The organism is Rhodococcus sp. NPDC060084 (genome assembly GCF_042730335.1).
Taxonomy (GTDB): domain Bacteria; phylum Actinomycetota; class Actinomycetes; order Mycobacteriales; family Mycobacteriaceae; genus Rhodococcus.
In genome coordinates this window covers 40,378-61,546 of the sequence record NZ_JBHWWX010000024.1, presented here as the reverse complement: position 1 = coordinate 61,546, position 21,169 = coordinate 40,378, and the positions used below count along the sequence as shown (strand labels likewise).

Sequence of the window (21,169 nt, the reverse complement as noted above, 5' to 3'; positions counted from 1 at the left end):
GCATCTGCTGTGGTCGCCCGCTTCGGGTCGGATGTCGGGGCCGTGTGGCTCTCGACGGCGGATCAGACGGTCGCGTCGGATTCCTCTTCGGTGGCAATCGTCGCTCCGAGTTCACGGAGACGATCGGTGTGCTCGCTGGCGTGGTGGCCACAGAACAGCAATTCACCACCGGTCGGAAGGACGGCGCGCACGCGAGCGGCAGCATTACACCGATCGCAGCGATCTGCAGCGGTCAACTTCGGGCTGGTCAACGTACCGGGCATGACTCCTCCAAACTGGCTACCGCTGAAATCGGGTGCCTGGGGTCTGGTCCGCCGCGCCGGGGGTAGCGCGGTGGATCTACTCTGACAGACGTTTCGGTTCGATGCGTTGTTCCCCGGGGTGCCCAATGGTGGCGCGGTTCACGCATGGACCAGCGAAAAGGCCCCGACGTGGAGCTTTGTCCCAGGGTGTGTTCGCTGACAGCGCAGCGTCGAACCAGCGAGTCCCGGCAGCGCTGGGCTGCGGCGAGAGATTCGACACCGCTACGAGGACAATGAGCCGATGACCGACACTCTCCTCCACCTCTGCCCACGCGACGAGTGGGACCGGGCTCGGGACGCAGGCGCCCTGACGCCGCTGTCGCTGAGCGAGACCGGATTCGTGCACCTGTCGACGCCCGCGCAGGTGCATCTGCCCGCCAACCGGTTGTTCGCCGGCCGGACCGACCTGCTGCTGTTGCACGTGGACCCCTCGGCGCTCACCGACCCGGTGCGCTACGAGCCGGGTGTGCCCGAAGACCCCGAGTCGATGCGGTTCCCGCACCTGTACGGCCCGCTGCCGGTCGGTGCGGTCGTCGCCGTCACCGAATACCTGCCCGGTGCCGACGGCCGGTTCGCGCGACTGTAACCCTGATCCCCGACCGCGGCACCCCGGTGTCACGCCACTGCGGGAGTCGTCGGCCGCATGACGAGCCGGTACACCTCTGCTCGCAATGCCGCGAAGCGCGGTTCGAGCTTGGTGGCGATCTGTTCGCGGGGATCCGGGAGCCCCACGGAGATGTCTGCCACGACCCGACCCGGATCGGCCGCCAGCACCAGTACCCGGTCGCCGAGATAGACGGCTTCGTCGATGTCGTGGGTGACGAACGCGACGGTGACCCGGTACTCGTCCCGGACGCGGAGTACGAGATCCTCGAGATCGGCGCGGGTCTGGGCATCGACTGCGGCGAACGGTTCATCCATGAGCATGACCTTCGGCTCGACGACCAGCGCCCGCGCAATGGCCACACGCTGCTGCATTCCGCCGGACATCTGCCACGGATACATCGCGCCCTTCCCGGCAAGCCCCACTGCGGCGAGTGCATGGTCGACGCGTGCTTCGACTTCCGGTTTGGGCAATTTGTAGGCAGCGGCCGCCATCGACAGGTTGCGTCGGACCGTCATCCAGGGGAACAAGGACCTGCTGTAATCCTGGAAGACCACCGACAGGCCGAAAGGCGGGCCGTCCACAGGCTCGTTACCGAGCATCACCTGTCCACCGGTCGGTGCGAGCAGACCGGCCATCATCATAAGGAGCGTCGACTTTCCGCATCCCGACGGGCCGACAATCGAGACGAATTCGCGCTCCTGGATCTTGAGCCACGTCTCCTCCAGGATCAGCTTGGAGTCGGGGCCGTGCCCGTAGGACTTGGTCACTCCGTCGATTCGCAATTCCATGGCTATCTCCTCTGATCCGAATCGGGTAGGGGGTTACAGGTCAGCGAGACCGGCGCGGCGGTTCCATCGGAGCAACCGTCTCTCGACGGTGTTGACGATCCCGTTGAGCACGATTCCGAGAAGTGCGATGAGTACGAACGCCGACCACATCTGGCGGTACATGAATGTCTGCTGGTAGAGCACGACGTTGTAACCCAGACCCTCTGTGGTGGCGTATAACTCGGAGATGATCATCAGAATCAGACCGATCCCGACACTGATGCGCAGGCCTGCCATGATCCGCGGACTCGCGGCGGGCAACAACACCCGTAGATAGAACTGAGGGCGGCTCAATTGGAGGCTCCGCGCGCTGCGGATCCATTGTCTGTCGACCCCGGCGACCCCGTCGGCGGTGTTGACGAGAATCACCCACACCGTGCCGAAGAAAATCAGAAAGACGTTCATCGAACTCGTCGCCCCGAAGATCTGGAATGCGATCGGAAGCAGTGCGGCGTTGGGCAGCGCCATGAAGAACCGAACCGTCGGGTTGTACATCCCCGCGAGAATGGGACTTCGGCCCAGTGCAACGCCGACGCCGATGCCGACGATCACGGCAAGGGCCCAACCCTGAGCGAATCGGCCGAGACTCACCGGTACGGCGTCCCAGAACCCTTCGGATAGGAACAAGGTAAATGGGTCGGTGGACAGCCAGTCGTCGACGAATTGCTCCATCACCGCGCTCACCGGGGGGAAGAACACGGTCGGTACGGCGCGAGCCGTGATCTCCCACACGATCATCAGTGCTGCGACGAGCCACAGCGGTGCGACCGCGGCGGCCACGGCCCGGGCCCTCGGGGGGACGCGCCGTTTGGGGAGGTCGGCTTTCGGCGCGACTGCCGGCGGCGTGACGATCTCGACGGTGTCAGACATGACTCACCCACTTCAGCGAGGACTTCTCGACCCGGATCAACCCGGAATGCAGTGCGGTGCCGACCAAGCCGATGACGAGGAGCATCGCGTACACGACATCGAGCCGAAGTGCTTGCTGGTATTGCACCATCAAGGTGCCGAGACCGGACTTCGCGCCGAGCAGTTCGGCGCTGACGAGCACGACGAGTGCGACACCCGACGCGACCCGAATGCCGGTGACGATGGACGGCAGCGCGCTGGGGAGGGTGACGTAGGCGTGCGTGCGCAGTGTGCTCCATTGCATCGAGCGTGCGGCGTCGCGTCGCATCGGTTCTGTGGATGCGACTCCGTAGACGGTATTGATGAGGACGATCCAGAATGTGGCGTACACGGCCACCGAGATCTTCATCTGCGCGCCCAGTCCGAAGAACAGGATTGCGATGGGGATCAATGCGGTCGCGGGGATCGACCGGAATACATTGACGGCCAGCGTCGCCGGTTTCTCGAGCCACGAGACCGTCCCGATGAGGACTCCGGCGACAATTGCGGCGACGGAGCTGAGAATCAGAGCGGCGAGCCAACTTCCGACCGTGTCGGAGAGGCTTGCGAGGAACTCTCCGTCGACGACGAGCATCGGGAACTGCGCCGCCACTTGCCAGGGATACGGAACGGAGGACTGGGGCACGACACCTGCTGCGACGACAGATGTCCACGCGACCAGTAATGTGACGAGTCCTGTCGTGGCGAGGGACAGGCGCTGGGCGCGTTCTGTCACGTGACCTCCTTGGGCTGTGGCCGGGTCGGAACGCGCACCGAGAATGCGGTTGCACGGTGCGAATGTCCGTCGTGGATAGAGGGTGCCGTCGTTCCGGTCGGGTGAAGGCGTTACGAAGGGACGCTAGAAGGGACGCCCGAATGCCGTCAATGCGGGATGGCATCTCGTAATATGAGAAGCCGATTTGTAGCGTGGACGTAACACTCGGCGCTGTCGCCGCTCGGGAGGGCACGTCCGGCTCGGCCGTTCGGGTGGCGCAACTCGGGTGGGGAATCGCGCGCAAGCAGTTCCTTGGGGTTCCGAAAGGCTTGGCGCGGCGTAACTCGCGGAATACCGAAGTTCACTCCTGCGAAACACGCCCCGTGTTGACTCCGCCCATGACATCGATCGGACGACCTCGGATCGCCGTGTTCTCCGGACCCCGGGCGACCATTCAGAACAGCGCGGTGCTGCGCACGAGCAACTCCGTGCGTGCGGAGAGGGGACTGTCAGGCTGCGCAGGAGGGTATGATTCTCTGCGGTCGCAGCGTCTCGCTGCGCCGGTCACCGTGTATGTCGAAGCGCTCTCGGCGCACCCGCTCGAAGTCGACGCCGCCGAACTCTACGGAGAACCGGACGGATACCTCGATCCGGCTACCGGTGATCTGCTGTCCGAGCCTCGGGGTGCCGCGAAGGCGGTGTATCGCGTCGCTCTCGATCCAGGCGACGGCGCATATCTCCTGCCCTACGCCGCGGTACAGCGTGATCGGAGCCCGTGGGACACTTCCTTCGCCGCGACCGGTGAGATGCGGCAGCAGTTCTATCCCGACGCTTCGCGGATCTTCGAGGAGATAGACCGCTACGGCATCGACGAATACGGTCACAACAACCTTCTCGGCTCGATCGCGGACTACGACTTCGTCCGCGCTGCTCCTTCAGGTGGCTACACGAAAGGCTTACCGGCCGAGGCGAGAACCGACCTCGGAGAAGGCGACATCGCTCCGGAAGCGTTAGGAGAGGACTTCTTCCCCTACAAGCCGGTCCGGCGTGAGCCCGCCCTTCCCACCCTTGCGCGGTTGACGAACTGCGTTGCTCGCACGTTGGACGGTGCAGAATACGACGGGGCGATCTGGCTCGAGGGAAGCCCCACCGCCGAAGAGACCATTTATTGGCTCAACCTGCTCATCGACACCCGTACGCCGATCGTGGCCAACTCGTCTCAGTATCCGCACGGGGTAATAGGAAACGACGGTAACCACAACCTGATCCAGGCAGCGCGGTACATCGCGTCGAGGGTGTGGGAGGACGATTCCGGTGTCGACCGCGTCGGTGCGGTGATGGTGCAGAACGGCCAGATATTCACCTCACGGGAGGTCCAGAAGGCCGACGCACGCCCCGGTGGGTACATCGCGACCGGCGGGCACGGCGGAATCGTTGGGAACACTGTGTGGGATCCGGTGCTGTCGTTTGTTCCGGTTGCCCGGCATACCCATCGCTCCGCCGTCCGACTGTCGGAGTTACCGGACACCGTCCCTGGTGTGCGTGCCGCCGGTTGGGGGCCGGCAGCGGTCGACGTGACGATCAAGGATGGCGACGGGTACCTGCTCCCGGATGCAATGCCGAAGGTGACCGTCTCGCGGTACACCAACTTCGGCGCCGACGACTTCTCCGACACTGTGGACGGGGAAGTCGAAGTGCTGGCACGCATTCGAGCGAATCTCGCGCGCTATCCGCTGGCCGGCTTCGTCGCCGAAGGATCCTCGCCCTATGCCGGACTGTACGAGTCCCTCCTTGCGGCCATGAAATTGGCCGTCGCACATGGATTCCCCGTGGTCGCCGTGGGTCGCGGCGGTGGCGGTTACGTGTCGCGTTACGGAGGTCAGGGTGGCCTGTTTGTCACGGGTGGCAACCTGACCGCACCCAAGGCGCGAATGCTGCTCATGGCCTGCCTACTCAAATTCGGTGCATTGCCACCGGCTCTCGATCCCGCGAACCCGACCCCTGCAGAGCTCGATGCCGTTCGCGCCAAGGTCGTTCTCTACCAGCAGGTGTTCGACTCCCACTGAGTCGGCGCCGGAGATGGATGTGTCGCAATGAAATACGGTGTTTTCCTTCCTGTCGGTAACAACGGTTGGGTGATTTCCCGGACGGCCCCGCAGTACGCTCCGAGCTTCGACCTCAATCGCCGCGTCGTGGAGAAGGCGGAGGAACTCGGATTCTCGTTCGCCCTGGCCATGCTCAAGTACCGGGGGTTCGGCGGTGCCACTCGGCACTGGGACGACACCGCCGATCCCACGGCTTTGATTGCCGCATTGTGCGCGGTGACGTCGAAGATCAAGCTGTATTCGACGATCTCACCCCTTACCGTCAACCCCGTCGTAGCGGCCAAGACCGCAGCGACGCTCGACGATGTGTCGGGGGGTCGATTCGGCTTCAATCTTGTCGCCGGATGGAACCGCACCGAATACGCGCAGATGGGTGCGTGGCCGGGGGAGGAGTACTACACCGACCGGTACGAGGTGCTCAGCGAGTTCACCCACATCATGAAGACGCTGTGGCGCGATGGACATGCGACTTTCCATGGAGAACACTTCACGATCGAGGACGCGCGAATCGGGCCCAAACCGACCGGGCATATAGACCTGGTCTCGGCGGGGTCGTCACCGCGCGGCCGACAGTTCGTCGCCGAGTACGCCGACTACCACTTCGGTGCGGGATCGACTCCCGAGGCTGTCTGTGCGTCCAATGCGGGCCTGGCGGCGGCGTGCGCGGCCGGTGATCGCCGGCCCACCGCCATCGCGAACGCAACGGTGGTCATCGCCGACACCGACGAGGACGCCGCTCGGGTCGTCGCCCGATACGTCGAGGGCGCTGATGAGGACGCGCTCGCTGCGATGGTCGCCGAGTACTCGCGTGACACAGCCACCAACGGATCCAGCGCGGCTGTCGCGGGTCGGCATCGCGCACAGGTGAATCCGTTCTACGGGGCTCAGCCCCTGGCCGGTTCGGCAGCCACGATCGCTGCCCGGCTCAACGCGCTGGCCGCGGTACCCGGAACGTCCGGCATCATGCTCACCTTCGACGACTTCGTCGACGGGATGGAGCGTTTCGGTCGTGACGTGATCCCTTTGCTCGACCATCCGCTCACACTCACCGACGACACGCAGAACGCTTTGCTGCCCTGATCGACGCTGCGTCCAGAGGTCTTCCATCCACCGATTGCTTCCGGTTCACTCCACTCGCGCTCCGCGCGCTGCCGCCGAGGTCGGCCCACCATGTCCTACCAAATGAGTTTGGCTCTCGATCTTTCGTTCGCTCACCACCAAGGACGTTGGCGGCTCCCCGGGTCCTGGGTGGGATCGACGTTTCCCGACCTGAAGATGTACCAGGAGATCGCACTTGCCGCTGAGCGCGGCTGTCTGGACATGATCTTCTTCGGTGACGGCACCGGCATTCCATCGACCTACGGCAACTCGATCGACGCCGCGGTGCACTGGGGAATCGGATGGCCCCGCCAGGACATGAGCCCGTTCATCGCTGCGCTCGCCCAGACCACGTCTCATATCGGGTTCGGTTTGACGTACTCGTCGACGTTCATGCATCCGTATTACGTAGCCCGGTTGCTCAACTCACTCGACCACATCACCGACGGCAGGATCGCGTTCAACGTCGTCACGTCGTCACGGGCAGCGGACGCCGCCAACTACGGCTTCGCGAAACTTGCCGATCACGACGCTCGCTATCGCCGGATGGAGGAGTTCGTCGACGTGTGCCGCGACCTCTGGCGCAGTGTCGAGCCCGACGCGTTCGTGTGGAACCGTGAGACCGGGCAGGTAGCGGACCCCGCGAAGGTGCATGCCATCGATCACGCCGGTGAGTTCTTCGACGTCAAGGGGCCACTCAACACAGTCCCCAGCCCGCAAGGCGCACCGGTCTTGATCCAGGCGGGTGGATCACCCGGGGGCATCGCTGCGTCGGCCCGGTTCGCCGACATGGTGTTCGGCGGGGCGTGGGACCCCGTGCAACGGGTGCGTCATCGCACGGACCTCGACGCCGAACTGGCGGGCAACGGCCGCGATCCACAGTCTGTCGGCATCTTGTGGGACATCCAGGTGATAGTCGGGCAGGAGCGCTCCGAGGCGCTGGCGCGTCGCGACCAACTTCGGGACGTTCTGCCGTGGGAAGCCGCCGCGACGTTCCTGTCCAACCAGACGGGTCTCGATCTGGCCGCATTACCGGAGAAGTTCACCGTCGGTGAACTCCAGGCCGAGGTGATCGCCCGCAACGCGAGCCCCATGTCGTTCCGCCACCTGATCGCGAAGTACGGCGAAGACCACCAGATGACGCGGAACGATCTGGTCGACGAGAGCTGGCGTGCGGCCACCGGATACGACCACACAGTCGCCGGTAGCGCAGAAGATGTCGCGGACTACCTGGAGGAGAGTTACGAAGCCACCGGTAGTCGCGGAGGATTCATGATCTCGCACCCGCAGTCGACCCCGCGCGACGTAGTCGACACCGTGGGTCTGCTCGTTCCCGAATTGCGCCGACGTGGCCGTTTCCGCAACTCGTACGAAGGTACGACGCTTCGCGACGTTCTGGGTGTGCCTGCGTTCGAATAATTCTGCTCACAGGTGGAGCCGAACAGCCGTGCCGTTCAGCTGCGCGGGACGGCCCCACGACCCGATGAACTCGCGAGAGAAGGACGTTTCGGTGACAGTCCCGCAGGATCGACGCGCCATCGCGTCCCAGCCTTACGGTCCGGTGTATCGAGAGGAGGCGAAGGATCCGCTTCTGCGGATGGACGGGCACCGCCGCGCCGACGAGGTCCGACGTCTGCGCGACCTTCTCCGTGTGGTCGTGGATCGCCTCGGTTCGGGGCAACGAATGCCTTCGGACGAGCAGTTGGCGCGTCGTTTCCGCACGTCGCGCAATTGCGTCCGACTCGCGCTACAGGCTCTCGCAGACGAGAACCGTGTTCAGCGTTCAGTAGGTGCGGGTACGTACACGACCAACGTTCACGAGCGAAGTCGCTTCGACCTGCTGATCGACTCGATACCGGTAGCGGGCGGTGACCCGCGCAGCGAGCTGGTGATCCTCGGGTGGAAAGTGACTTCGGATCTGCCCGAATCGATCAGCGTCGATATGCCGGCCGACACCTCTGCGCTCGTGATCTTCGAGCGGCTGAGTACCTTCGCCGGGGTTCCGCGGCAGTTGCGAACGTACTACCTCGCCCTGCGTCCCGGTGAGGAGTTCACCCGTGAGGACGCGAGCCGCGACGTCTACGACATCATCGAGCACCGTTTCGGCCACGGCACGCTCGGGGCGGACCGGAGGATCTCGGCGGTCGGAGCGGACGAATCGGCCGCATCGGCCCTCGGTGTTGCACAGGGCACGCCGATTCTCTACATCGACACCACGGTGTTCAACGAACGTCGCGAGACGGTCCTCTTGTCGCACGCACGGTATCGCAGCGACATGGTCAACGTGGCGCTGAATCCTCCGCGTGCTTGATCGGTAATTGGCTCCAGCCACGCAACCCGCCGAAACCGATGCGTGGAAATAGATGTGACACAACCGGTATCAGTGCCCACCTGCTGATCACCGTTCCACTACGTCAGACCTCGAAGGGGACCGCACATGTACAAGTCTCGCATATCTGGTCGTGCTCCCATTGTGTCGTGGCTGGCCGTGGCCGCCACGGTCGTATCGGTGACGGCTTGTTCGGCGGACGCCGACGACCCCTCCGCAGTCGATTCGAATACGTCGAACGGGCCAGCCTCGTTGTCCATCACGACACTCGGACTGTGTAACGAAGTCGCCGTGTACTGGGCACAGGAGAAGGGTGTATTCGCCGACCACGGCCTGGATGTGGATTTCGTGAGGGTGCAGGGCGGAGCGGCCGGCCTGTCGGCGTTGCAGAGCGGCGAGGTCGATGTCACCTTCATCGACCCGTTCGTCACCATGCGCGCCATCGATCAGGGGATCGACCTGAAATGGGTGGCGACCGCGTACGAAACGCCGACCGACCCGAACAATGCTATGAATTCCGTTGCGGTCAAGAATGGTTCCGCGTTCACGGACGCGAAATCGCTCGAAGGTAAAACGATCGGAGTCAACGAGATCGCCGGCATCAATCAGATCATCACCAGTGAGTGGATGCGGGTCAACGGCGCCGACCCTTCGACCGTCGAATTCGTCGCGCTGCCGTTCCCCGACCTCGCGCCCGCAGTGGCCACGGGACGGATCGATGCCGCGCAGATCACCGAGGCGAACATGCTGCCCGAACTCGATCTCGTCTCGCTCGGCAATCCCTATGTCGCGGCGGGTGGAGGCGAGTCACTCGTCTTCGCGGGCTATGTCGCTGCTGCGAACGACGCAGAGCACCGTCCGGAGGTGTTCCGCTCGTTCCAAGCCGCTCTTGTGGATTCCGTTCAACAGATCGGTGAGTCGGGCAACGAGGACGCACGTCTCGCGGTCGAGTCGGCGGCATGCAAGCGTGACGTCGAGGCGTTGAAGGCGCTCACCGCACCGCCGTACATCGCAACGGTGAACATGGCGGCACTCGACCGTAACGCCGAACTGTTGAAGAGGGAAGGGCTGCTCGAGAACCCGCCGCCGGCATCGTCGTATGTTCCCGAGTTCGTCGTCACCTCAGGGTGATCAGTCAGATCCCGGCGGCGGGTCCGAGGTGGCGTAACCCACCGCCGGCCCGCCGTCTCTGCTGTTCACTGCGGCGGCGGTGCGTCACATATGGCGAAACACAGCGGAGACATCGGCGGCGCATGCCGGAAATATCGAATGGGTTGGATCACGAGTGACTCTCCGGCCGTCGCACTCGGTGCGCGAGCTCGGAAGCTCCTGTTGATCGCGTGATCCGACGATGCCCGCTCTTCGACGCGTCGGTTCCATCAGAAGAAGGACGATTCATGAACGACGGTATCCGTTTCGGTGGAAAGCGAATCGCCGCATTCGTCGCAGTGTCCGCGGCTGTTGCAGCACTGACCGCATGCGGTGCGGACTCCGACACTGCCGCCGGGGCAACCCCTGCAGACGGACCGGTGCCCCTCTCTATCACCACATTGGGATTGTGCAACGAGATGCCGGTCTACTGGGCTCAGGACAAAGGGCTGTTCTCCGAACACGGTCTCGAGGTCGAGCTGATCAAGTCGCAGGGTGGCGCTGCCGGATTGTCGGCCCTCCAGAGCGGCGAGGTGGACCTCGCCTTCTCCAATCCGTTCTCCACGATGCGGGCCATCGACCAGGGCATCGGGCTGAAATGGATAGCCACCGCGTACGAGACGCCGGTAGACGAGACCAACAAGGCGAACTCGGTTGCGGTGAAGAACGGCTCGCCGTTCACGGACGCGAAGTCGCTCGAGGGTAAGAAGATCGGAGTCAACGAGATCGCCGGTATCAACCAAATCGTGACGAGCGAGTGGATGCGGGTCAACGGCGCCGACCCTTCGACCGTCGAATTCGTTGCGCTGCCCTTCGCCGATCTCGGACCGGCGGTGTCGACCGGAAGGATCGACGCAGCACAGATCACCGAGGCGAACATGTTGCCCGAACTCGACCTCGTCTCGCTCGGCAACCCGTACGTCACGGCGGGAGGTGGTGAGCCGTTGGTCTTCTCCGGATACGTCGCCACTGAGAAGACGAGCACCACGAAGCCCGCCGCCCTCGAGGCGTTCCAGGCAGCACTGATCGAATCGGTCGAACAACTCGAAGCCCCCGAGAATCACGAGGAGCGATACGAGGTGCAGTCGGCATCGTGCAAGCAGGATGCCGAGCAGCTGAAGTCTCTGACCGAACCGCCCTACGCCGCGACTGTGAACGTCGCGGCGCTCGACCGGATGGGCGAACTCCTGAAGCGCGAAGGCATTCTCGACAACCCGCCGGCTGCGGAATCCTACGTCGCCGACTTCGCCGTCGTCGCGGAGTAACTGTGCAGAACACACTTCGGAGTAACCCGTGCAGAGCGCGCTGATTGTGAACGGCACGGTTCAGACTGTGTGTACGCGCCCAGGTGACACTCTGCTCGATGTGCTGCGCTCGAACGGACACACAGCGCCCAAAGGCGCGTGTGGAAGAGGTGAGTGCGGTGCGTGCACCGTGCTGGTCGGAGACCGAGCCGTGCTGTCGTGTGTCACGCTCGCCGCGACGGTCACGGCACCGGTTACCACCGCCACGGGGCTCGCCGAGTCCGCCCGCGATTTGCGTGAATCATTCGCGGACTGCGCAGGGTTCCAGTGCGGGTTCTGCACGCCGGGACAGATCGCCCGTGCAGAAGCGGTATTGCGGGAAGCAGCGTTGCAGGAGGCCGGGAACCGGTGTCTGTCGCGCGACGAGATCGCAGCCGCGATGTCCGGGAACATCTGCCGGTGTACGGGATACGTGCAGATCGTAGACGCTGTCCATCGCGTAGCCGCATCGCGCCTGGGGGAGGAGACGTATGAACAATGACTTCGGGACCGGCGTGCAGCACACAGTTGCCGCACGCCCGGCGGTCGGGCGCGTGGTTCGTCCCGTCGATTGGGAAGAGAAGACCTCGGGTACCGCACTGTACGCCGGTGACCTACGGCCGGACGGGATGCTGTACGCGAAGATCGTGCGAGCTACTCGGTCGCACGCGACGATTTCCTCGGTAGATCTGCGGTCGGCATGGAAGGTTCCCGGGGTCCGGGCCGTCGTCGACGCCCGCGATCTTCCCCCCGATTCCCGCTACACCCACAGCGGGGGAGTGTTCGCGGACCGGCCCCCGTTCGCGACTCGCGTGGTGCACTTCTACGGCCAGGAAATCGCTGCCGTCGCCGCCGACAGTCCCGAGGCAGCGGCGGAAGCGGTGCGACGCATCCGGGTGCGGTACCGGAACCATCGTGCGAGCATCACCGTCGACGCTGCTCGGTCCCGTCGCGCACCGTTGCTCCACGATCGGGGAACCCGCTCGAACGTCTCCCTCGAGACGTCCGGCACGTGGGGCGACGAGGCGGTCGCGCGCGCGCACGCCCGGCACGGCGTCTCAGGTGTCTTCGAGTACCCTCGTGTCTCGCACGCGTGCATGGAACCGAACACCACGCTTGCGTGGTGGCACGGCGAACGCCTCGAACTGTGGACCTCGACACAAGCAGCCCATTTCGTAATCCACGAGCTTGCCGCGCTGCTCGGCCTGGAGACCAGCCAAGTAGTGTGCCGCGATGTCGCGGTCGGTGGCAGCTTCGGCTCGAAATCCAAGGTGTCCGAACACGAGATCGCCGCAGCGTTGCTCTCGATGAAGACGGGACGCCCTGTCCTCGTCGAGTTCACCCGCGACGAGGAACTCGCGACTACCAAGCCCCGCCACGGCTTCCGCACAGAGTTGGAGATGCACGCCGACGGGCACGGGCGCATCTGCCGACTCGACGCGCGCATAGACGTCGACAACGGCGCATTCAATCACTACGGGCCGTCGGTGATGAGTGCAGGGGTCAAGGTGCTGGGTTCGATGTACCGCCCGGACGCGGTGACGTGGCGTGCACGGTTGATCGACACAAACCTCACGCCCGGCGGTCAGTTTCGCGGTTACGGTCAGCCCCAAACAGCGCTCGCCTCCGAATGTCTCGTCGATGAGCTCGCCGAGCGTTGCGGCGTCGATCCGCTCGAATTCCGCCGCCGCAACGCCGCCACGCCACAGTCGCAGGCTCTGTCCGGTTCTCGGGTGGGTTCGAATCGCCTTGTCGAGTGCCTCGACGTTGTCGAGCATGAAATCGGTTGGAAGGCAGGCCGAGAAAGTCGGATCGCGTATCGCGGATACGGGGTCGCCGCCGGCATGCACGGAAGTGGGTCCTACGCCTATCCCGGCGGAAACGCCAGTGCTGCCGCGATCGAAGCGACGACGGGTGGGCGGGTAATCGTTAAATTCGGCGGCAGCGATGCCGGCACCGGACAACGCACCATTCTTGCGCAGATCGCCGCGGACACCGTAGGTGTGCCCTTCGAGGTGGTGGATGTCGTCATGACCGACTGGGATGAGGCGCCCCCGGAGATGGGGGCGTGGTCCTCGCGCGGCACACACATGGGTGGTCACGCGGTTATGAAGGCCGCACAACTGTTGGCCGACCGACTTTGGGAACTCGGTGGTGCGCACGGGAGCACCAGGTTCACACCTGATGTGCTCGGCGCACTCGTCGCCCGTGCACCAGAGACACGCGATGGGGTTCTCCGGGTCGAAGCGGACTATGCCGAAAAACTCATGGAGCCGTACTGGACGGGCATCGCCAGCCCTAACATCTCTGCGAGTTATACGTTCGCCGCCCACGCCGCCGAAGTGGAGGTGGACGAGGATACCGGGCAGATCCGCATCCTCGACTACGTCGCGGCGCACGACATGGGGCGCGCAATCAACCCGGCGCTCGTGGACGGCCAGATCATCGGTGGCATCGTGCAGGGTCTCGGCGCTGTGCTCGGCGAGCAACTGGTCTACGAGAACGGACGTCCGGTCAACACGGGCTACGTCCACTACCCGCTACCCCGCTCGACGACCGCTCCGTCGATTCGCGCGTTCCTCGTCGAAGGTCCCGAACCGGCGGGTCCGTTCGACGCCAAGAGCGTGGGAGAGATGGCGATCGTCCCGGTCGCCGCGGCGGTACTCAATGCGGTGTACGACGCCACCGGCATCCGATTCCGGTCGCTGCCGATCACACCGGATGTCGTCCTGTCGGCACTCCGGCAGCGAGACGGTGCACCCGCGCGATCGTTCCGGCTTGCACGGCGACCGTCGCGATGGCAGATCGAGGCGTTCCGCCGTCTGTACCCGTTGGGGTTGCACCACCTGCTGGACCGCGTGGGCACACGATTTGCTCGAGACGTCCGTACCTGCGAGATCGAGGCTCTCGCCGCATCCACCACCGTGAGCGAAGTCACCTCGGAGCTGGAGAGCCGGTCAGTCGGCGACGTCGCCGTCATCGGAGGTGGCACCGACCTGCTCGTCCAACGGGAGCAGCGGTTGACCGCCCCGCGGGTGCTGGTCTCTACCCGTACGGTCGAAGCACTGCGGCGCATCACCAGAGAACCGGACGGCTCGTGGACTGTCGGCGCGGCGGTCACGCTGCGCGAACTCGGGCAGTGGGCACGCGGGGAACTACCGATCCTCGCCGATGTCGTCGACACCATCGCGTCTCCGCAGCTACGTGAAACAGCGACGGTCGGGGGGAATCTCGGACAGGCCAAACGATGTTGGTTCTTCCGCAACGGGTTCGACTGTTACAAGCGTGGGGGAGTCACGTGTCCTTGCTACGCGGTCACCGGGGACCACCGATTCCATCACGCAGCACTCGGTGCTCATCGGTGCCAAGCGGTGACACCTTCCGACCTCGCAACCGTGTTCTCTGCCCTCGATGCCACGATCCGCATCACCGGGCCGGACAGTTCACGCAGCGTATCGATCACCGGCCTGTACTCCGGTCCCGGCGAACTGTCTCTGACCCACGGCGAGATCGCCGAATCGGTGTCCGTCCCGGCAGCAGCCAGCACGGCGATCGGCCACTTCGAGAAGATCCGGCTCTACGACGGTGATTTCGCGACGCTGTCACTTGCGATGGTGGTGGTGACGGACGACGCCGGGAGATGGAGCCGGGCGCGCCTGTGCTTCGGTGCTCTCGGACCCACTCCCTGGCATCCCGAGCAAACGGAAACCGCGTTGCGGGGCACCCGACCGGACGAGGACGACCTCGTCGCACTTCTCGACGATGAACTCTCCCACCACGCGCATCCGTTGCCCGGCAATGCCTGGAAGATCGACGCCGCGGGTGGGCTCGCACGGAAAGCACACCGAAAGGTTCGATGTACATGACGGCACCGACCACCGACCATCCTGCCCGCATCGTGGCGGCGCTCGTCCGCGCGCGCGTGACCGTCGCCGCCTCGCTGCCCGACAGTTGGCTCACCCCGGTCATCGACCGCGTCGACAGCACAGGCACCATCAGGCACGTGCGAGTCACCCGGGAGGACGACGGCGTTGGTGTCTGCGCGGGTGCGGCGCTGATGTCGGCGCGTTCGGTCCTTGTGTGCCAGAACGCAGGAGTGTTGCTGTCCGCCAATGCGCTCGCGGGGTACGGCAATCACCACCAGTTGCCGTTCGTCGTGATCGCCGCGGATCGCGGGCGTGCGGGAGACAACTTCCACTACCAGGCATACAAGCATTCCGCGACGGCCGGCGTCGTCCGGGCCCTCGGCTTGCGGGTACACACCCTCGATACCGAAGATGACCTTGACCTCGTCACGGCGGCGTTCGATGAAGCCGATATGACACGTAGGCCGGTCGTGTTGCTGTGCAGCAAGCGCGCATTGCAGGGAATACCCGCATGAAACGGGCCGACGGAGCCGCTTCACTCGCGGCAGCGCTGGCGGAGGACGCCGTGGTAATCGCCAGCCTGGGCACCTCGGGACGGGCGTGGCGCGACCACGGTGGCGAGAATTTGACGTACTACGCGTCCGACCCGATGGGGACCGCTCCGGCGTTCGCGCTCGGAGCCGCCGTGAGCAGGCCCGACCTGCAATTCGTGCTGCTCGAAGGCGACGGGGACCTCGTGATGAACCTCGGCGTGCTGTTGACGATCGCACGTACCGCCCCGTCAAATCTCCATGTGGTGGTGACTCGCAACGGGTGCTACGAGACAGGCGGTGGGCAGCCGCTGGGGGCGCCGGACGGCGCCGACCTCGCCGCGATGGCCGTGGCCGCCGGGTGGACCCACGCCCGCAACATCCCCGCGGTCACGACCCCCGACGCGTATCGTGATTTCCTCTCGGTATTCCTCGGCATGCCGGGACCAGCGATCGCCGTGGTCGAGATGGAATCGGAGCCGTCACCCTACGGCGGTCCGGGGCAGTACTCGGGCGGCGAAGCACGGTTGCAATTCCAGGAGGCGCTGGCCGCGCGCCACAGCGCAGGATAGCGGAAGTGGTCGCGTCGGAAGACACGCACTAGGGGCTTCGTCGACGTGATAGCGCGTCCCGGTACCGGTTGCGAGGGAACTCCGGGCTGAGGTCCGGGCACCGCATTGGGGTTATCACCCATTTGGGGCCGCTACGAGGACCTCTGGCCTCACAACGGATGATCTCGGCGCGGTGTGGTTACTGCTCGGCGTCGTCGACGAGTGGCGGTGCCTCCGCCGTGTCGCCGGACCCGTTTCACCTAGTCTTGAGTTGCTTCTGCAACTGCGGATTCATCCGGCGCGGCAACATCCTCGAGTGCAGCCTCCAGAACCACGTCGGGTCGTTCTCCTGGCCGGGCGTCCCCGAATGAGGGCGCTCTGGTTCTCGGCCTCGGCTTTGTCCCGTGGCAGGGTAGAAGGACGCATGAGGGCCACCCGGACGGGCGGCCCTCATGCGTCGTTGCTGTCAAATATCAGTCGAGGTAGTCGCGCAGTACCTGCGACCGGGACGGATGCCGCAGCTTCGACATCGTCTTCGACTCGATCTGGCGGATACGCTCGCGGGTCACGCCGTACACCTGCCCGATCTCGTCGAGCGTGCGCGGCTGCCCGTCCGTGAGGCCGAAGCGCAGCCGGACGACGCCGGCCTCGCGCTCGGAGAGGGTCTCGAGGACAGACTGCAGCTGGTCCTGAAGCAGCGTGAACGACACCGCGTCGACGGCGACGACCGCTTCGGAGTCCTCGATGAAGTCGCCGAGCTGGCTGTCGCCCTCGTCGCCGATCGTCTGGTCGAGCGAAATGGGCTCACGCGCGTACTGCTGGATCTCCAGCACCTTCTCGGGCGTGATGTCCATTTCCTTCGCCAGCTCTTCCGGCGTGGGTTCGCGTCCCAGATCCTGGAGGAGTTCGCGCTGGATGCGGCCGAGCTTGTTGATGACCTCGACCATGTGCACCGGGATACGGATAGTGCGGGCCTGGTCGGCCATCGCACGCGTGATCGCCTGCCGGATCCACCACGTGGCGTACGTGGAGAACTTGTAACCCTTGGTGTAGTCGAACTTCTCGACCGCGCGGATGAGACCGAGGTTGCCTTCCTGGATCAGGTCCAGGAACGCCATTCCGCGGCCGGTGTAGCGCTTGGCGAGCGAGACCACGAGTCGCAGGTTCGCCTCGAGGAGGTGGTTCTTCGCGCGGTTGCCGTCGCGGCAGATCCAGTTCATGTCGCGCCGCTGCGCGACGGGCAGCTTTTCGCCCTTCTCGGCGAGCTGTTGCAGACGGTAGACGGCGTAGAGGCCTGCCTCGATCCGCTTGGCGAGCTCGACTTCTTCCTCGGCGTTGAGCAGGGCGACCTTGCCGATCTGCTTCAGGTACGCGCGCACCGAGTCGGCAGAGGCGGTGAGTTCGGCATCCTTACGGGCCTGACGAAGCGCCTCGGACTCCTCTTCGTCCCAGACGAAGTCACCGGACGCCTTGTCCTTCTCGGTGGGCTCTTCCTCTTCCACCACGACATCCTCGGTGGTGGCGAGTTCTCCCTCGGAGATCTCGAGGTCGGCGAGATCGGCAACGCTGGTCGCGTCGAACTCTTCCTCGCCAGCCGCTCCGGCGGCCTTCTTCGCTGCGGCCTTCTTGGCGGGAGCCTTTTTGGCTGCGGCCTTCTTGGCAGGAGCTTTCTTCGCTGCGGCCTTCTTGGCGGGAGCCTTCTTTGCTGCGGCCTTCTTCGCTGGCGACTTGGCGCTCGGCGCGGTATCCGCGGCGGTGCCGTCAGCGTCGGCGGCGGCGCCCGAGGCGCCTGCAACGGGTGCGGATTCGTTCTCTGAATCAGCGGTGTGGATGTCGGTGGCTGCCACGTACGCCCTTTCGTGACGAGGTAGTGCGGCGTCGCGCCAGAGGTGTTCCGGCGGAGAGGTCTGTCGGGATCAGGCCGGTTCCGGCCGGCTGAGGACCATTGTAACGATTCCGTCCGGGGAGGATGAGCGCGACTCAGGGTGTTACGCCGGTTTTCGCTGCGTATGCGGCTCCGACGATCCCCGCCGCGTTGCGCAGTTCGGCGGGAACGACCGGAGTTCGGTTGGTCAGGAGCGGGATCCACTTGTGATGTTTACGGCTGATCCCGCCTCCCGCGATGAACAGGTCCGGCCACAGCAGCGCTTCGTAGTGCTCGAGAACGCGGGAGACTTCCTTGGCCCACTGCTTGTACGACAGACCGAGCTTGTCCTTGACCGAGGACGCCGCGATGTGTTCGGCCTCGCGCCCGCCGATCTCCATGTGGCCGAATTCGGTGTTGGGGAGAAGGACGCCGTTGTGCAGCACGGCCGAGCCGATGCCCGTACCGAAGGTGAGCAGGATGACCACTCCGTCGGTGTCCTTCGCCGCGCCGAAGCGATCTTCGGCGATCCCGGCAGCATCGGCGTCGTTGAGGATGGACACGTCCTGCCGTCCGAGTGCGCCCGTGAACAGTTCGTGCGCATCGGTGCCGATCCAGGACGAGTCGATGTTGGCGGCGGTGCGCACGACTCCCCCCATCAGGACCGACGGCAGGGTGACACCCACCGGACCGGACCATCCGGCCTGGTCCGCGATTTCGGCAACCGTCGCGGCGACCGAATCCGGTGTCGACGGCTGCGGAGTGAGGATCTTGATGCGTTCACCGACGAGTTCCCCGGTGTCGAGGTCCACCACCGCACCCTTGATGCCACTGCCTCCGACGTCGACACCGAACCCCAGGTTCGACGACTGCACCGATTTCGACGAAACCGTCGGGGTGTCCTGGGTCATCACGTGTTCCTCTCGCTCGGATCGGCCCGGGGGAATCCGGACTGCGCCTGTGTCGCAACGATAGTGTGGTCCGTCGCGGCGCGGGGTCGCGAACCGGTGCATCTCCGTTTCCGCGGGCCGCAAGTGGTGCGCTGGTGTCCTGCGTGCGGGTGTGTTCGGATGAGGAGATGCCTGCCGAGCGAAACGCCACCCCATCGGAATTGTCCGCCCTGCGCGAGGTGGCCGTCACGGTTGCCCGGGAGGCCGCCGACCATGTCCGGGCCCGTCGCGGTGAACTCTTCGGCCCGCCCGGATCCGACGGCACCGATTCGGTCCGCACGAAATCCACGCATACCGATCCCGTCACCGTGGCGGACACCGAGAGCGAGGACCTGATCCGTGCCCGCTTGCGCGAGCTGCGACCCGGGGACGCGTTTCTCGGCGAGGAGAGCGGGAGCAGCGAGGTGGCCGGCACGGGGGAGACCGGAGTGTGCTGGGTGGTGGATCCGATCGACGGCACCGTCAACTTCGTCTACGGCATCCCGGCGTCCGCCGTCTCGGTCGCCGCGCAGGTGGACGGCCGATCGATCGCGGGGGCGGTCGTCGACATCACGTCCGGCGACACGTACTCGGCTGCCCTGGGCGCGGGCGCGACCCTCACCGACGCGCGCGGCACGGAGACGCCGCTGCGATGCAACCCGGTGACCGACCTGGGGATGTCGCTCGTGGCGACGGGCTTCTCCTACACTCCGGGCCGGCGCGCTCATCAGGGCGCGATAGTCGCAGCGCTCCTGCCGCGGGTCCGCGACATCCGGCGGATCGGCGCCGCAGCGCTCGACCTGTGCATGGTGGCCGCGGGTCGTGTGGACGCGCACTACGAGCACGGCCTCAATCCGTGGGACTGGGCGGCGGGTGCGCTCGTCGCGGCCGAGGCGGGCGCGACGGTACGGGTGCCCGAGGGTTTCGGCGACGCCGGAGAGATCACCGTCGCGGCGGCGCCGGGTATTGCGGTCGCTTTCAACGAGTTACTCGCCGAATTAGGCGCAAATGACGCCGCGCCGAATTGAGTATTCCGCCCGGTTCACCCGAATATGCTTTGTGTCGCGTCACGTCGAAATAGTGAGCGGCGTCCCCTTTTGCACTCGAAGTGAAAAAGTAATCAGCAACGGGCGTCGCGCGCGGCGGTGAGAAGGTCGATGTCGAGGGGCGCCGAACCCTCTCCGGCCGGGACCTCGCGGAGGGTCCGCAGGACCTCTTCCGCGTCCGCCGAGGGGGAGAGGTCCTTGAAGTACGTCCCGAGGGCGAAGTCGACGGTGTCGTCCCCGCGCTCGTCCAGGACCAGCTCGGCGCACGGTGCGAGCAGCCAGACCGCGCTCGCGGCGGCCTTACCGGACTCGCCGAACCGGATCTGTCCCTGGCACTGCATGTTCTGATCCAGGTACACGGGGTCGTTGCCGGCCTGAACATCAGGCGCGCTGGCGAAGCCGTAGTCGCTCAGCTGCGCAGCGACGTGTGTCGCCTGGCCACGCTCGCCGTTGGCGTTGAACACGCGAACACGGGTGGCAGCGAGGGGCGCGGGCTCGACGTCGAGCAGAGTGGACCGATCGACGACGTCTCCGAGCGGGGCGGGCTCGGCGCCGTCCGGACCTGATGCGCCGAGGGCCGGAGCGTTGCATGCGACGGTGGTGGTCACCGGTTCGACCGAACTGAACACCGAGGTCCAGACGACGATGGTCGCGACCGCAAGGACCGCCGCGGCGATCGCTGCCGGGAGTGTCCGGCGGTGACGGAACGGCCGGCCGCGCTTGTCGGTAGCGGTGCCTTGGGTGATCAGGGAAACCACGCCGCCCTGCCTCTCGTGTTCGTGCCGGTGATGGTGCGCACTCACTCTAGAGGGCGGCGCCTTCGGAAGGTGGAGGCCTCCGGAGGTGTCTGCCTTCGCGGGGAGGGAATGCCACGGGTTCCTGTGGTGTTGGTGACAATTGCTCGACAATTCCGGGCGGGCGGCGAAATTGATTGCATATTTCGGGTCCGCGTCGGCTATTGTTCGGCGGCCCGAGTCGTAGGAGTTGCACGACGCGGGTTCGAATGCACGTATTCGGGTATGTCCGGTGTTCCGGACTTATCCCAGGGAACTTCATGACACCGTCGAGCGTTGCCTTGGC

19 protein-coding genes are annotated in these 21,169 nt (G+C 65.2%); 12 read left to right on the top strand and 7 right to left on the bottom strand.

What is annotated here, in order from left to right:
• Positions 1-62: 62 nt before the first annotated feature.
• Positions 63-263: a hypothetical protein gene (locus tag ACFWBU_RS13920; protein WP_169620673.1), complete on the bottom strand. Its 201-nt coding sequence runs from the start codon at positions 261-263 to the stop codon at positions 63-65.
• A 280-nt stretch (positions 264-543) separates the two neighbouring features.
• On the opposite strand from ACFWBU_RS13920, the gene ACFWBU_RS13915 reads away from it, so the two are divergent.
• On the top strand, positions 544-888 hold the full coding sequence (locus ACFWBU_RS13915; RefSeq protein WP_296551173.1) for a DUF952 domain-containing protein: 345 nt from the start codon (positions 544-546) through the stop codon (positions 886-888).
• A 29-nt stretch (positions 889-917) separates the two neighbouring features.
• Here the strand turns inward: ACFWBU_RS13915 and ACFWBU_RS13910 are convergent, their stop codons facing one another.
• Genes ACFWBU_RS13910 through ACFWBU_RS13900 form a run of 3 tightly spaced genes read right to left on the bottom strand, consistent with a single transcriptional unit; the run spans position 918 to position 3,360 of the window.
• Positions 918-1,697 (bottom strand): ABC transporter ATP-binding protein, encoded by a 780-nt coding sequence (locus ACFWBU_RS13910; RefSeq protein WP_378528529.1) that lies wholly within the window; start codon positions 1,695-1,697, stop codon positions 918-920.
• Between the two features lie 33 nt (positions 1,698-1,730).
• Positions 1,731-2,606, bottom strand: a complete 876-nt coding sequence (locus ACFWBU_RS13905; RefSeq protein WP_378528528.1) for an ABC transporter permease — start codon at positions 2,604-2,606, stop codon at positions 1,731-1,733.
• The gene (locus ACFWBU_RS13900; protein WP_378528526.1) at positions 2,599-3,360 is read right to left on the bottom strand and encodes an ABC transporter permease; all 762 of its coding nucleotides are present in this window, start codon (positions 3,358-3,360) and stop codon (positions 2,599-2,601) included. Before ACFWBU_RS13900 ends, ACFWBU_RS13905 begins: the two co-directional genes overlap by 8 nt.
• Before the next feature lie 548 nt (positions 3,361-3,908).
• Between ACFWBU_RS13900 and ACFWBU_RS13895 the strand changes: the two genes are divergently transcribed.
• The 10 genes from ACFWBU_RS13895 to ACFWBU_RS13850 all read left to right on the top strand — a co-directional run bounded on the left by ACFWBU_RS13895 (position 3,909) and on the right by ACFWBU_RS13850 (position 16,271).
• Positions 3,909-5,405 (top strand): asparaginase domain-containing protein, encoded by a 1,497-nt coding sequence (locus ACFWBU_RS13895; protein WP_378528525.1) that lies wholly within the window; start codon positions 3,909-3,911, stop codon positions 5,403-5,405.
• Between the two features lie 27 nt (positions 5,406-5,432).
• The gene (locus ACFWBU_RS13890) at positions 5,433-6,524 is read left to right on the top strand and encodes an LLM class flavin-dependent oxidoreductase (protein WP_378528524.1); all 1,092 of its coding nucleotides are present in this window, start codon (positions 5,433-5,435) and stop codon (positions 6,522-6,524) included.
• Between the two features lie 102 nt (positions 6,525-6,626).
• Positions 6,627-7,961 carry an NtaA/DmoA family FMN-dependent monooxygenase gene (locus tag ACFWBU_RS13885; protein ID WP_378528523.1) on the top strand — a complete coding sequence of 445 codons (1,335 nt, stop codon included), beginning with the start codon at positions 6,627-6,629 and terminating at the stop codon, positions 7,959-7,961.
• 91 nt (positions 7,962-8,052) lie between these two features.
• Positions 8,053-8,853: a GntR family transcriptional regulator gene (locus ACFWBU_RS13880; protein ID WP_378528522.1), complete on the top strand. Its 801-nt coding sequence runs from the start codon at positions 8,053-8,055 to the stop codon at positions 8,851-8,853.
• A 198-nt stretch (positions 8,854-9,051) separates the two neighbouring features.
• Complete coding sequence (locus ACFWBU_RS13875) at positions 9,052-10,002, top strand: ABC transporter substrate-binding protein (protein ID WP_378528520.1); 951 nt, start codon at positions 9,052-9,054, stop codon at positions 10,000-10,002.
• Positions 10,003-10,268: 266 nt separating this feature from the next.
• Complete coding sequence (locus ACFWBU_RS13870; RefSeq protein WP_378528519.1) at positions 10,269-11,285, top strand: ABC transporter substrate-binding protein; 1,017 nt, start codon at positions 10,269-10,271, stop codon at positions 11,283-11,285.
• 28 nt (positions 11,286-11,313) lie between these two features.
• Positions 11,314-11,805 carry a (2Fe-2S)-binding protein gene (locus tag ACFWBU_RS13865; protein WP_378528518.1) on the top strand — a complete coding sequence of 164 codons (492 nt, stop codon included), beginning with the start codon at positions 11,314-11,316 and terminating at the stop codon, positions 11,803-11,805.
• Positions 11,795-15,169, top strand: a complete 3,375-nt coding sequence (locus tag ACFWBU_RS13860; RefSeq protein WP_378528517.1) for a molybdopterin cofactor-binding domain-containing protein — start codon at positions 11,795-11,797, stop codon at positions 15,167-15,169. The genes ACFWBU_RS13865 and ACFWBU_RS13860 overlap by 11 nt, the downstream gene beginning before the upstream one ends.
• Positions 15,166-15,684, top strand: a complete 519-nt coding sequence (locus ACFWBU_RS13855; RefSeq protein ID WP_378528516.1) for a hypothetical protein — start codon at positions 15,166-15,168, stop codon at positions 15,682-15,684. The genes ACFWBU_RS13860 and ACFWBU_RS13855 overlap by 4 nt, the downstream gene beginning before the upstream one ends.
• Complete coding sequence (locus ACFWBU_RS13850) at positions 15,681-16,271, top strand: thiamine pyrophosphate-dependent enzyme (protein WP_378528515.1); 591 nt, start codon at positions 15,681-15,683, stop codon at positions 16,269-16,271. The genes ACFWBU_RS13855 and ACFWBU_RS13850 overlap by 4 nt, the downstream gene beginning before the upstream one ends.
• 452 nt (positions 16,272-16,723) lie before the next feature.
• Here ACFWBU_RS13850 and ACFWBU_RS13845 read toward each other — a convergent pair whose 3' ends face one another.
• Together ACFWBU_RS13845 and ppgK are read right to left on the bottom strand one after the other, a co-directional pair.
• Entirely contained in the window at positions 16,724-18,097 is a 1,374-nt protein-coding gene (locus ACFWBU_RS13845) for an RNA polymerase sigma factor (RefSeq protein ID WP_169620675.1), read from the bottom strand.
• A 133-nt stretch (positions 18,098-18,230) separates the two neighbouring features.
• On the bottom strand, positions 18,231-19,025 hold the full coding sequence (gene ppgK, locus ACFWBU_RS13840) for a polyphosphate--glucose phosphotransferase (RefSeq protein WP_169620676.1): 795 nt from the start codon (positions 19,023-19,025) through the stop codon (positions 18,231-18,233).
• Positions 19,026-19,192: 167 nt separating this feature from the next.
• Here ppgK and ACFWBU_RS13835 point away from each other — a divergent pair, with 167 nt between their 5' ends.
• On the top strand, positions 19,193-20,071 hold the full coding sequence (locus ACFWBU_RS13835; protein ID WP_378528514.1) for an inositol monophosphatase family protein: 879 nt from the start codon (positions 19,193-19,195) through the stop codon (positions 20,069-20,071).
• A 92-nt stretch (positions 20,072-20,163) separates the two neighbouring features.
• Here the strand turns inward: ACFWBU_RS13835 and cei are convergent, their stop codons facing one another.
• The gene (gene cei, locus ACFWBU_RS13830; protein WP_296551167.1) at positions 20,164-20,847 is read right to left on the bottom strand and encodes an envelope integrity protein Cei; all 684 of its coding nucleotides are present in this window, start codon (positions 20,845-20,847) and stop codon (positions 20,164-20,166) included.
• Positions 20,848-21,169 lie beyond the last annotated feature (322 nt).